Source organism: Psychromonas ossibalaenae ATCC BAA-1528 (assembly GCF_000381745.1).
In the GTDB taxonomy this organism is placed as follows: Bacteria; Pseudomonadota; Gammaproteobacteria; order Enterobacterales; family Psychromonadaceae; genus Psychromonas; species Psychromonas ossibalaenae.
The window spans coordinates 25,167-38,088 of the sequence record NZ_KB907015.1; the positions used below are offsets into that span (position 1 = coordinate 25,167).

Below are 12,922 nucleotides of genomic sequence, written 5' to 3' on the forward strand. Positions count from 1 at the left end.
CGGACCCGCACTTGGGGATAACAGCTGTCATTTATATTGGGAAAGTTGATCGATAGCTATGCAAAAAATAACGACTTCTGCACACAGGATACTGACAAAAGATGAAAACTAATAGAGTCACACCAATAAAGCTCACGCGAGACGACTCTGACTATGATGTCTGGAGAATCCAGTTAGAGTCGGGTATCGAGCTCGATGTTGTTGACAGTGAGCCGACTGCCGATGAAAAATATCTTAACCAGCCTTGTGATGTCTTTTTTGACTACGGCGTTGATGACTATCAAATAATTGAAAGCGTTAACGCTCAATTTAAGCTGGAAGAATGCAGAGAAAGTATCTGCCTCAGTTATGCGGTTGGTGTTATTAGCGGCAGTCTCCTTTATGAGGGGGAAGAGACATTTGAGCTTAAAGTCGACGATATTTATCTTTATATCTATGAAGATTCTGTTCCGGGTGCAAAGATAGGTGATACGCTCAAAGTTTCGGGGTGGCCGCTTTCTATTGCATTTACATGATTAAGGCTGGAACTCGCTGTCGATAAATTTTTTTGATTAGAAACGAATATGCTAAGGGTCTTTTTATTCTTGGCATCTTGCTGAACTATTTTGTATCGGCCTTTACCCATTGTTTACCCCTTATATCTTTTTCCTTTGATCATGACTATGTATTACTACACGGAGCGCTGCCCGGAAGTTATGATTCTGCATTGTTATCTAAAGATGAGGTATTGGATGTTGCTGAGCTGTTTTTTGTCTCAAAAATAAAGGAAAAAGAAGCTAATAGGATAACGCCTAAAGGTTATTTTTTACGTTTGTTTGGTGGAGATCCTAAATCCGATTTTTTTGATCGCTTTACAAAATACACCATTCCTAAAGTCAAGCGAGGAGCCCCTCTTAAAGCTGTTTTGAGAAAAGAGATAGCAATTGGTTTTATATGCAGGATTAGCCTTGAATGTATGGACATTTTGTAATTTTTTTTATCATTATTTATATGGGAGGTATTAATGAAATTTTTAATTTATGCAATTGCATCTTTAATGATTTTGATGGCGAGTGCGTATTTTGTTCAAAACTTCACGCTTTTTTGTGTTTTAAATTTGTTTTATGGCATGGTTCTGGGAGGTGTTGCGCGTTTAAAAATTCCTCAGGAAGCTGTTACCAATATTGGTTACTTTATGGCTGTTCATATCCCATTAATGTTTGTTATTACATTGATGGTTGGTTTAAACCTTCTTAAATTTTAAAAAGGAGTTATAAATATCAAATGCTAATTCACAGCTGTCCGTTAGAGATGGATTTATAGATGCATTCTCTGAGGCTAACAAACTAAAAGATCTTGATCAAGCGAATGCGGTTTTAAATGATGTTGATAATCACACCCCACTGGAGGCCATTAAAGCTGCTGTTAGCTTGGTGAATGCTTTAGTGGCTGTAATGCCTGAACATACTGAAAACTTAAAGTTTTTAAAGCAAGCATTTAACACAACTGGTGGTTCTCTTGCTTTGGCTGTTAATTTAGCGGATATAGCAGAAAAATCAGGTGAAGGGAAAGCATCATGGACGGATGTTGCAGCTCTACTTGGTGCTTTTATATCTAAATTTCCTCCGCTTATACCTGTAGGTACAATACTTCAAATATATCTATTGGCCGAAAATTTCGGAGAATATTTAGGAAAAACAGATTTTTTAGATGGCTTATTTGAACAATTTGATAAGACGGTTAACCTCGTTGAAGAGCTCTGGGAATTTTTTAGTAATGACCAAGAAGACGAAGATGCAATCACTGGTGTAAAAGTGCTTTCTGTTGCTCAATTAATTGAATATATTGATGTAAGTAATAATAATTCAGACTCAATGACTGACGACGAAATAGCATCACTCTTTAAATCTACTTCTAATGAGAAAAATATAAGTCCTGAAGTCGTAATTAATATCATTGGTGATATACAGTTGCGATTGGAGACACCGATGGTTACGCCTACCGTTACGCACTTACTACTCAGAGTAGTTTTGCTGTTACAGGAAACGCTAGTTTATATGCTCAGCATAACCAAAACGGAGAGTTAAATGCAGACAATTTTTCTACGCAAAACTTAAATGATCGGGCTGAACTACTCGCACTTATCATGCGGCGCAATATTGATGATATAGCAGGTGACGTCTTACCCTCAACAGAAGATAGATTCTATTGGGCTCATAATACAGATTTCAAACTCGCCACAGGTGATGCGACAACAAAGTTCCTAGGGATGGGGGGACGCAAACTCAATTTGGTAAAAATGACTCTGATGGGCTTGCTGGAGATGCTAAAGGCGATCACCTATACGGCGTTGGTGGTGACGACACTTTGTATGGTGAGCGCGGCGGCAGTTTATCCGGCGGCCAGAAACAGCGTTTAGCACTAGCGCGCGCATTGATCACCGCCCCAAAATACTGGTTTTAGATGAAGCCACCAGTGCTCTGGATTACGAATCGGAAGCCGCCATCATCAGCCGTTTACCCGAAATAACCAAAGGCCGCACGGTGATCAGTATCGCCCATCGCTTAAATACCATCAGACACTGTGACCGCATATTGGTGATAGAAAAAGGCCAGATAAGCGAGTTGGGCTGTCATAAGACTTTGATTGAACGACAGGAAAAGTATGCAAGGTTATGGGCGAGTCAGGTGGGGTGATTTTATTTTTTAGAAAGTCGTGTTGATATCATCAAGATGCTTTTACGCAATATTATCAGCACAAATTTTGCAAAAAACAATGCAGATAAAGGAGAAAATATGAGTTATGTAGTTGAAGTGATAACAGAGCAAGTTGTAGATAAAATTATGGAGGATGCTTGCTGTGATAACCGTAAGCACACTTTATTATCGATTCGCGGGGGGGATTTTCAGAATAAGGCTGATGCTGGTTATGTTTGGTCTGTTGATCATGATAAAAATTACTATCTCTACTTTACGCGTAAAGCTGATATACGAAGTTTAGATCCCGAATATTTCTTTTTTTATAAAAAGTCATTATACCGGATTATTTTAGTAGATCAGTTCGAGCGTACTTTAAAAATAGAGGCGGAACTCTCGTCTGACACGTTATTAGTGGAGGTGCAAACAGAAGTGCTAAAAGCATTTAGCCACTATCCATACCTAGGATTAAAAGACTCAGGTGTTTTTAAAGGGTTACATTTCCAGAAGGAGTGTAAGTAATGGATAATACTCTTAATACCGTTGAATCAGCACTGAATGTGCTGGACGGTTTAAATAAGGCCAAGCCATAGATCTGTTGAGTTGCAGAAAAATCTGCAAAGAATTGGATTAATGTAGGCACTAAATAATTACTGAGGCTTATAAAAGCAAGAGTAGCAGCCATACAAACTGCATGACTACAGCGTTTTAATTCAGAGCTGTGACTGGTGAATATTGACGCCAGTATTGTGATTTTAGGTGTGTATTAATAAACAACAAATTAGCCGTTTAACTACGAACAATTACTTGGAAAATAAAACCAAGGAAACTTATACACCAGCTTGAACGGAACTTACTAATGGGTGACCATCTTATTCTATGCTAAATAAGAGGCTGTATAGCCTAAGCAATTGCTGTACTATTGCGGCTCGACTTTCAAGGTATTTAAGAACCACTATGGCAATGCAAAAATTCTCTCCTGAGCTACCAGCTACACAGATAAATCTAACTGATGATAATCGTTCTGACTCATCAAATCAGAGTACACACAAAGATAAAGCCTCATCTAAAATAGTACTTGCTACGATTAACGCAAGGTTTATTCATGCAAGTTTAGGATTACGCTATCTGTACGCTAATTTACAAGAATTACAGAGCGCTTGTGAGATAAAAGAGTTTGTTATTCAAACGCGTGCCATGGATATTGTTGAGCAGATCTTAGAATCAAAACCAGGTATTGTTGGTTTTGGCGTATATATCTGGAACATAGTTGAAACGACCAATGTTGTCAGCCTGTTAAAGGTGATCGCGCCGGAAATCAAGATCATTTTAGGCGGGCCGGAAGTGAGTTATGAAACCGAGCAGCAGGCCATTGTTGACTCAGCAGACTTTGTATTGACAGGTGCGGCTGATTTAAGTTTTTATCAACTATGTAAAGATATTTTAAATGCAGCCGAGCCTGACAAAAAAATTATTAAATCTAAGCCGGTTGAGTTAAAAGAGATTGAATTGCCTTATCAGTATTATAGCGATGCAGATTTAAAGCATCGTCTGCTCTATGTTGAAGCATCACGAGGCTGTCCGTTTAAATGTGAATTTTGTTTATCATCATTGGACAAAGTATCAAATCCATTTGAACTGGACTTATTTCTTGAACAGATGGAAATCCTCTATCAACGTGGTGCGAGAAATTTTAAATTTATCGATAGAACGTTTAATTTAAACATTCAAACCACCATGCAGATCATGCAGTTTTTCTTAGATAAAATGAGCGATGATCTCTTTCTCCATTTTGAAGTCGTACCAGACCATCTACCTAAAAAATTAAAAGAGCAGCTGACTCAGTTTCCTGAAGGCTGTATACAATTTGAAGTAGGGATTCAAACCTTTAAACCAGAGGTGCAGGCTAATATTAGCCGTAAGCAGAATAATCCTAAATCAAAAGAAAATTTAATCTGGTTAAGAGAAAATACCAACGCACATATTCATGCTGATCTCATTTTTGGTTTACCGGGTGAAACCTTCGAAACATTTAGAGAGAGCTTTAACGAACTTTATCACTGCCGTCCTCATGAGATTCAACTGGGCATTTTAAAGCGCCTCAAAGGTACTCCGATAATCCGGCACACTGAAACATTCGACCTGCGTTTTAGTCCGTTGCCGCCATTTACTATATTAAGTAATGATTGTGTTGATTTTTCGACCATGCAGCGTTTTACCCGCTTTGCTCGATACTGGGACATGATTGGTAATTCCGGACATTTTAAACATTCGCTTGCAGATATGATATCTGAAAATCCCTTTGATGATTTTATGGCGATCGCTGACTGGCTCTTTAACCAAACGAAACAAACACACAAAATTAACCAGAAAAGACTTTACGAGCTAGTTTCACAATCAGTCGAAGCATTATTTCCAGATAGGCATCAACTTGTTGTCTCTAAAATGGAACTAGACTTTCCCTCGACTAAATTAAAAAGCCGTTTCAGCAGCCTCAATCTTTATGCGGGTCAGCAAAGTGAATCAACAAAGACAAATAAGTTAGCACAGCGGCAGCAGCGGCATACGCATTAAAAGCGGTGATATTGAGTTTTCAGAATCACTGGAATTTAACGTTGTTATAGTATGTTCGCTAAAGGCTTATATGATGGTCGAATGAAGCGTTATGTGGCGGTCAAGTCAAACTGGGCACAGATTTATAGACATAAAAACTGTGCCCGAATAGTTGATTTTTAACGAGCTGCTGCATAAACGGCAACAGAAATTCTACCGTCATACAACATCTGCTTTTCTAACTTAAAGCCGTTTTTTTCAGCGACTCGCACCGAAGCTTTATTGCCAGTTTCTATCAATGAGATTAAGCGGGTTAAGCCCATTTCATTAAAAGCATAAGTTTTAACCGCAGCTGCAGCTTCTGTCGCCAATCCTTTCCCCCAGTAATTTTTTAATAAGCGATAGCCTAGTTCAAGCTCTTCCTGGCCTTGAATTTTTTGCGGAAAAAATCCACATGAGCCAATCAACTGGTTGTTCTTTTTCTCGATAACGGCTAATAAACTAGGCTCATTATTCTCTGATTTTAGAATGCACTGATTAATAAAATCCATGCTTTTTTGTTTAGAGTAGGGGCCGTTGAGTGAATAACGCATGACGGCGGGGTCGCTTAATAATTGATGGACCTTTTCAAAATCACGGCTTTGAAATGGACGCAGGAAAAGCCTTTCTGTTGTAATGTTTATCATGTTTTTATCGATTCATAGTGGATTTGTTGACGGTATTTAGTTCATGTTCGAAAAACTAGCTGTGCAGTTTAGAGCACAATATTAAGCGCATTGCTATAATAAGCTTTTGTCGTAGTCTGATCAGAAAAGGCATCTTATTTAAATCACCATTATTGCCCTGTCAACGGCTGGTTTTTAAGATAAAAAGCCCCATGCACCACACCTTTATATTCAGGGCTGTTAATATCGCTAAGGGATACTGATATTCGTGATCCATTTCCTATCATCACCGCATCCCCTGTTGCCTTAATAGAAACCCCCGCCATATCCAAACGACTGCCGTTGATTAACATGGTGTTATGCCCGGATATATCAGCATTGGTGATGGTGACAACCGATTCGTTGAATTCTAACTGATTGTTTGTATTGTTAAAACTTAGGTTTTCAATATCCACCACAGAGCCTTTAATGAATAAACGATCTGTACTGATGTTTACCAGTCTAATATTGTCACAGCCTTGCATTACAATTTCATCATAATGGCCGGAATAGGTTTTGTCACTTTGCCCGCGACAGGCCAAAATACCTTGGCTTTGCCCTGTATTTGCTAGACTACTTTGTTCTGTAATTGACTCGTTGAGTGCGGTTTCTAAGGTACTTATAAACTCAGCATGATGGCTTTTCATTGGTACATGCCCGGCCCCTTTAATCACCTGTAAACGCGCATTTATCATCTGCTTATTAAGTACTTTGCCTGTGCGAAGCGGGGCGACGTTATCTTTATCACCCCAAATAATATTTACCGGTACATCAACCTGAGCAACCGCTTGACTAAAGTCTTCTTCAACCAAACTTAAGGCGGCATTCATATTACTTGAGTCGGACACTAACCAGTTCCATGCATAATCATTTTCTTGTAAAAAGTTAGTTATCGAGGTGTTTTTGGTACCGGCTTCTACCATTGATGAGCTGAATTCATTTAACCCCTTAATCTGCCGCTGCACAAATACAGGTAAATCATCTCCAAACTCAAAGGCTGCAATGTGTTTAATAAAAGCTGACTTTTCTAATAGTCCGGCAGCATCTACCAAAATCAGCTGTTTAACTGATTCGGCATACAGTTCGGTATAACGTAAAGCGACCGCAGCACCCATGGAGTGACCAATGATAATCGCTTTTTCGTTGTTATACTGCCTGTTAACTGCGGCAATAACACGGGCATAATTAGTCGGCAGAAAGCGTCCCTCTGCATCGGCGGAAAGGCCGAACCCCGGCAGGTCGAGGGCTATCACATGGTAGTTTTTTTCAAGAGTTGGAATTACACTAAACCAGTCTTTCATACCCAGCTGGCCAAGCCCATGAATTAAAATGACAGGCGGGTTATGTTTGTTACCAGCTTCTAACACGGCAACTTTACTATTAAATATCGGCTCGTCAAAATAGGATAACTGCCAGTGTTCAGCAGGCTGCAGCTCAGCTTGATCCGATTCAGCAGCTGCGACTGGTATTGGTTGTTTTTGTTGTTGACTAGAGCAGGCTGAGATCAGCAGTAACAACAGATATATTGATAATCTTCTTAGCATCCTTTCACCCTTAAACAAAACAACTCACTACGGCATAAAAATATAACAATTCACAGTAAGGTACAACCCCAAGAACACCTACACTTATTACCGACTAGTTCGTACTTCAAGTCACTGATCACAAAAGAATTGATTGGGCTGTTTGAAGGTAATATATCACTCATCTATTAGACCTGCATAGGCTTGCTTTTACTGGTTTATTACACTGGCGGCACAAATCGATTTACAAGCTTTTTGATTTATCTAATACCATTAATCCGCATAAAGATATGATCAGTCTTACTGGTTAAAATTAACGATAGCTTCGTTGTTTTCAATTCCAATAGCCGGCTATTGCTCAATCAAACGCCTTACTATCATTTATTTTCCCTTCGTAATTTCAGATCATTTAATTATGTGGAATAGTATAAGTCAGCTGCCGAAATCACTTTGCAGCTGCAGAGGGATACTCTGAGAAAAAGTATTAATTATAATTTGAAGAGTTTTACGAGTCTGCTCTATTGATGAAGCATCTGCTTAGTATTTGTTGAGACTGGCGGCGGAGCGCCGTCCAGTCAGATCGATTTATTTTATTCATACTCAGAAGAATATGTTTCTTTATATGAATGAGAATAGAGTTCAAACAGGCTTCCAAACGGGTCTTCTAAATAGACCATTTTGTACGGTTTGTTATCATCCTCAGGGTGATATCTCATTGTCTCCATTCTTGCTTTTCCGCCGTATTGCTTAACTTTCTCAATAACGCCTTCGAAATCATCTGTTTCTAAACAAAAATGGAAGATACCTATTTTTGTGAAATCGACGTCGTGTTTTTCTTGTCTTTCTTTCATCTCAAACAGCTCTACCCCGATACCATCTGTAGTAATAAGGTGTGCGATGTTAAATCCTTTAAAACCAGAACCAAATACTGCAATACACATTTTGCCGATTGCAGTCTCTCTTTCTTCTATGACTTCAGTATTGTTCATGACTATTTCAAGGCCTAGTGCTTTAGTATAAAACTCTACAGCTTTATCCATGTCTCCAACCATAATTCCCACATGACTCATCTTCATATTTATCTCACCTTTACGTTAATTGGTAATTAGCTGCTTGTTTGTTTTGATGCGGCAAGTATATGGGGAAGCTGTGATTCGGTAAAATTATCAATTGTTATTGTTTAGATAATTTATTGTAATGATCTAATGGTTATATGCAGCAAATAGAAGAGAGGAGATCCACATTTTTGCCGCTGTCTGTAACGGCACTGTGACTGTGTATGCCCCAGGCCTTAGGAGAGCAATATTGTTGTGCTGGACCAAGCGCAAAAATATATTGTTGAATAGCCCATATAATAAATGAACAACAAAGCTTTAACTGGTTTTCTGATTGCCCTAGTTGCGGATATGGTAATCAATGATTACGAGGCTCGGTTATTCGCGATTATGAATGTGTATATACGAGTTCAAGACAAAACTTAGGTCGTCTAATTAGACCATAAGCTGCCATTGCTTCATAAAAACAACTACACTTTTAGTGCCTCCTTAAATTAAGATTACTGAATAAATTGCTCAATTTTACAAACTGCACAATATTTTAACTAAATATTGGAGAATGAGTGTTGAAAATAATATTAGTTATTACAGCTGCACTAATAATCGGCATCGTCTCTTTTGTCAGTACGGCTTATGCAAAGGAAAAAATAATCGCATGCGGACACCCTGACTATCCTCCTTTTATGTGGAAAGAAGGTGAAAAAACAGTCGGTGCTGGGGTAGAAATTGCTGAAATTATCTTCCGGGAACTAGATATTGAAGTTATTTCTAAGAGCATTGGCAACTGGAGGCGCTGTTTAGCGACGGTGGCGAGTGGTAAAGCGGATCTAATCATCGCGGCTTACAGAACAGATGAAAGAGTGAAATATGCCAAGTTTACCAAAACGCCTCTAAGTGAAGATCCCATGGTAATTTTTGTATGGAAAGGAAAGGAGTTCAAATTTGAGAAATGGGAAGACCTAAAGGGTAAAACTGCAGGTATTCTCTGGGGGGATAGTTATGGGCAAGAATTTGAGCTGTTTTTAATAGAAAATATAAAATTAGAGTATGTTACAAGACGATCACAAAATTTCAAAAAATTAGAGCTGGGGCGAGTTGATTTTGGTCCCATGGGACTGCACACAGGATTAATTCAAGCTAAGAAATATGGATACAGTGGAAAGGTGGTCACATTAAAAACGCCTGTAATTTCAAATTATCTATATATGGCTATGTCAAATAAGTCTAAATATTTGCCATATCTTCCGCAAATAGAACTCGAACTACAAAAACTTCATGCAAATGGGACCATTGAAAGGCTGATCAAAAAATACATTGATTATTATGCTGATATGACAATTAACGATGAGCAATAGTAAAAGCCGTTGATTGAAATCTAATCAAGAAACAGGCATCTCATACCTTTTAAATATGTTAAAAAAATATCTGCAGCAAGTTCTAATTTGTTTTATGCCGCAAAGCTCAGAATCATCAATATAAAATGGAAACATCATCGATTCGTCGAATACTTATTTTCCCCGATTTCGAACGTCTTGACTAGCACGCTCATTTTCTTCCAATAGCGAGAATAAAGATCTTTCTATCCTTATTGCTAGATTTTGTAAAGACTGGCATCTTATACATCAACGTTTTCCTTCCCTGCAAACTACTTTAGATATGAATTAGCTAATGTAAGTAACCCTAAAGGGATGTTTCAGTATACGGAAAATTACGTCCGATTAAGCGAATTATTAGAATTTTATAATTGGAATCTTTGTTTGTCTCAGTTAGCAATTTATTTTGAAGGGCGTTTAGATAGCGTACTGGATATTTAATAAATGACCCTGACACATAATTTTGAATGCCCTCATTTATTAAGTTAAGAATTAATTAAAATTACCCATAATGCTAATATCAATAGCTCCTCTACCGGTATATAACTTTAGTTCATAATTAAATAAATCAGATTGCCAGATGGTTTTCTTCGGTTGTCTTTCGATTTTTGAATTCAATAACTGGGTCACAAATATTTCTTCATTGGCAATAAGATTTCCTTCATGCTCAATTGTTAACAAAACTGTATTGTTTATTTGGTTGTTCTCAACTTTTCGTTCAACTTCAATTGACAATTTTGCTGAGTTCTCAGACATCAATTGATTGTTAATACTGTAAAAAATGAATTCTTTCGATCTAGTATAAGGAGTTGATTTTGTTTTATTGTCACTTATTCTGTAATGTAGCGATGGCAAACGCCATTCTTTAAACTTTGGTTTGACTTGATTTAAACCTCTTTCTAGTACTAACTCTGTGTAGTAACGAAGGTTCTTTCCCACGGTATAATAAATGAGATGTTTGCCAGGTTCTAACTCATTTTCGACCAATCGACTCGCATCCTCTTTATTTCCTGCAAGGGCGATTTTTGTGTTATCTGCCAGGCGCATATCTTGCGGATAAAAGGACTCAAGTCTTAGTTCTACATGTTTGTACCACTGAAAAGTTAAAAGTATCGCGACAGCGAACACTGCAGATATTGCCGCCATTAACACCGATTTCTTATTACTACTTTCTTTTACTTTACCTTTCGTGGGGGTAACTGGTGAGGTAAGCTTGGGATCATAGACTTCGAAAACTTGAACTGCCCCGTCAATACCTTTTAGTTCGTAGCGGCCATGATCTTGTGAGTCTATATTTTTTTGAGCAACCACCCATCCCTGTGCGCTGTCATATACAGAATAACTCATAAGAATTTGACCACCTTGTGCTAGGCTTTCAATTCTTGCTGCTCTATTAACATGTCTGCCAAAAATATCTAGCTCGATAGTATCTTCAACGGTAACTTGCCCCATATGCAGACCGATACGAACTTTAATAGCAGGTAAGTTGTTATCTTGGAGGTTAAATTTTGCAATTGCATTTTGGATTTTTACTGATTTATCAATGGCTGCACTAGGTTCTGCAAAAACAGCCATGACGGCGTCGCCAATGAACTTTATAACTAGTCCAGCATCATTATCTTGTATTATATCAGTCAATATTTTGTCGTGCTTAGAGCGCAATTCTACTGCTAGTTCGTCACCTATTTCTTCTGTGATATCTGTGAAGCCTTGAATATCAGTGAACATGACAGTCAATACCGCAGTATCATGTTTCTTGATATAAAGAGCAATTGAACTCTCTTCTTGATTGTTAATGCTTAGTGGCTGCATATTACTAATCCTGAAACTGAATAAGTTACTTATGACAAAAAAGAGAAGCAAGCTCCTCTCTTAATTTATATACTGGAGGAGAGTGAACACTGACCTGAGTTACTCTTGGACGGAACGTCTTCTCGATCGTTTGATAAGAAAAACTATCACCAATAGGATGAAAACGCCTATCCCGCTGAAGATCCACTCTTTGTTTTCATGCAAATAGTTAATCACAGAATCCTCTTTCTCTTTTGATGACACGGTTCTAGACCATCTGCACAACAGAGTATTAGTCGTCATTCTTACTAATACACATTTTAAATCTGCTTTCTTGATAAAACTTAGACCATATCAATCATAAAAAACAATTAGTTGGCACACAATATTTGATAAATATTGATTTTTTTGGGTGAGAAGTTGTGTATGTGTATTTTCAGATAACTCAGTAAATACATTTTGTATTTTTACTTTGCCTGTAATTTTAGTGAGTTATAACACTCTAGCTGTGAGTGTATTGCATGGAAGTCCTTGTAATTACGTGATTTTTTATGAATTACTTCATATCCATCATACCTGAATGTAGTTCTAATATGGGAAAGCGGAAAGCCAAACCTTTTCTCAGTCAAATTAGATGATTGAATTGCGAAGGCACTAGTGATGGTTATATTCTGGAAAGCATGCATGATCTTCGAGAACAGTTTGACTATTCTTAAAAATATCCACGCTCGAAATGCTTTTAGATAGAACAAAATTCAACCGGCAAAGATCAACAGTCCCTAGAAGTATTCTTTTTATTAAGGTTAATTAAGCGATGATTTTGAGGCGCAATGGCGCGTTAGTGACTTAGGTTTCTAAGGTCGAAAAGGGACCGGCACATACCTGTTTACGAAAACATTAATCATTGTAAACGTCCGGCCAACCACACGTTCAATTTCATATCCAACTTGATTACAGTCCTCTAAAACATATTGAGGAGATTGGAATGAAACTGACAGCTAAAGATAAATGGACAAAATTAATTACAGAGCAGCAAGAAAGCGGCTTAACCGTTGCTCAATTTTGTCGTGATAACAGCCTTAACAGCAAGTCTTTTTATAACTGGCGGATCAAAATAACCACGCTTTCAGAAGCGCTGTCTTTTGTTAAAGTTCAATCCGCTTCAGCACCTGTTCCGATTTCAAAAAATTCGATTCAACTGCATTTTTCAAATACCTCCTTATCATTACCAGGCACTGTTTCACCAGT

The 12,922-nt window shown here is 37.9% G+C and carries 13 protein-coding genes; 9 read left to right on the plus strand and 4 right to left on the minus strand.

Features of this window, described 5'->3' with window-relative positions:
* Nucleotides 1–101: 101 nt before the first annotated feature.
* The 7 genes from G327_RS0118680 (at nucleotide 102) to G327_RS0118710 (ending at nucleotide 5,249) form a co-directional block, all read left to right on the plus strand.
* Nucleotides 102–515, plus strand: coding sequence for a hypothetical protein (locus G327_RS0118680; RefSeq protein ID WP_019616333.1), 414 nt, complete (start codon nucleotides 102–104; stop codon nucleotides 513–515).
* A 32-nt stretch (nucleotides 516–547) separates the two neighbouring features.
* A complete protein-coding gene (locus tag G327_RS0118685; protein ID WP_019616334.1) occupies nucleotides 548–970 on the plus strand; it encodes a hypothetical protein in 423 nt (140 codons plus the stop codon).
* Between the two features lie 33 nt (nucleotides 971–1,003).
* Nucleotides 1,004–1,243 carry a hypothetical protein gene (locus G327_RS0118690; RefSeq protein WP_019616335.1) on the plus strand — a complete coding sequence of 80 codons (240 nt, stop codon included), beginning with the start codon at nucleotides 1,004–1,006 and terminating at the stop codon, nucleotides 1,241–1,243.
* Between the two features lie 190 nt (nucleotides 1,244–1,433).
* Complete coding sequence (locus G327_RS0118695) at nucleotides 1,434–2,066, plus strand: hypothetical protein (protein ID WP_157601192.1); 633 nt, start codon at nucleotides 1,434–1,436, stop codon at nucleotides 2,064–2,066.
* A 280-nt stretch (nucleotides 2,067–2,346) separates the two neighbouring features.
* The gene (locus G327_RS27570) at nucleotides 2,347–2,442 is read left to right on the plus strand and encodes an ATP-binding cassette domain-containing protein (RefSeq protein WP_281167243.1); all 96 of its coding nucleotides are present in this window, start codon (nucleotides 2,347–2,349) and stop codon (nucleotides 2,440–2,442) included.
* A gap of 332 nt (nucleotides 2,443–2,774) precedes the next feature.
* Nucleotides 2,775–3,197, plus strand: coding sequence for a hypothetical protein (locus G327_RS0118705; protein ID WP_157601194.1), 423 nt, complete (start codon nucleotides 2,775–2,777; stop codon nucleotides 3,195–3,197).
* Nucleotides 3,198–3,632: 435 nt separating this feature from the next.
* Nucleotides 3,633–5,249: a B12-binding domain-containing radical SAM protein gene (locus G327_RS0118710; protein WP_019616339.1), complete on the plus strand. Its 1,617-nt coding sequence runs from the start codon at nucleotides 3,633–3,635 to the stop codon at nucleotides 5,247–5,249.
* 158 nt (nucleotides 5,250–5,407) lie between these two features.
* Here G327_RS0118710 and G327_RS0118715 read toward each other — a convergent pair whose 3' ends face one another.
* The 3 genes from G327_RS0118715 to G327_RS0118725 all read right to left on the minus strand — a co-directional run bounded on the left by G327_RS0118715 (nucleotide 5,408) and on the right by G327_RS0118725 (nucleotide 8,531).
* On the minus strand, nucleotides 5,408–5,914 hold the full coding sequence (locus tag G327_RS0118715) for a GNAT family N-acetyltransferase (protein ID WP_026339442.1): 507 nt from the start codon (nucleotides 5,912–5,914) through the stop codon (nucleotides 5,408–5,410).
* A 149-nt stretch (nucleotides 5,915–6,063) separates the two neighbouring features.
* The gene (locus G327_RS0118720; RefSeq protein WP_019616341.1) at nucleotides 6,064–7,476 is read right to left on the minus strand and encodes an alpha/beta fold hydrolase; all 1,413 of its coding nucleotides are present in this window, start codon (nucleotides 7,474–7,476) and stop codon (nucleotides 6,064–6,066) included.
* A 569-nt stretch (nucleotides 7,477–8,045) separates the two neighbouring features.
* Nucleotides 8,046–8,531 carry a VOC family protein gene (locus tag G327_RS0118725; RefSeq protein ID WP_019616342.1) on the minus strand — a complete coding sequence of 162 codons (486 nt, stop codon included), beginning with the start codon at nucleotides 8,529–8,531 and terminating at the stop codon, nucleotides 8,046–8,048.
* A 542-nt stretch (nucleotides 8,532–9,073) separates the two neighbouring features.
* Between G327_RS0118725 and G327_RS0118730 the strand changes: the two genes are divergently transcribed.
* Nucleotides 9,074–9,865, plus strand: a complete 792-nt coding sequence (locus tag G327_RS0118730; RefSeq protein ID WP_019616343.1) for a substrate-binding periplasmic protein — start codon at nucleotides 9,074–9,076, stop codon at nucleotides 9,863–9,865.
* A 510-nt stretch (nucleotides 9,866–10,375) separates the two neighbouring features.
* Here G327_RS0118730 and G327_RS0118735 read toward each other — a convergent pair.
* Entirely contained in the window at nucleotides 10,376–11,695 is a 1,320-nt protein-coding gene (locus G327_RS0118735; RefSeq protein ID WP_019616344.1) for an adenylate/guanylate cyclase domain-containing protein, read from the minus strand.
* Between the two features lie 964 nt (nucleotides 11,696–12,659).
* Between G327_RS0118735 and tnpA the strand changes: the two genes are divergently transcribed.
* Nucleotides 12,660–12,922 (plus strand): IS66 family insertion sequence element accessory protein TnpA (tnpA, locus tag G327_RS25110; protein ID WP_019615190.1); only part of this gene is annotated, 263 nt, incomplete at its 3' end.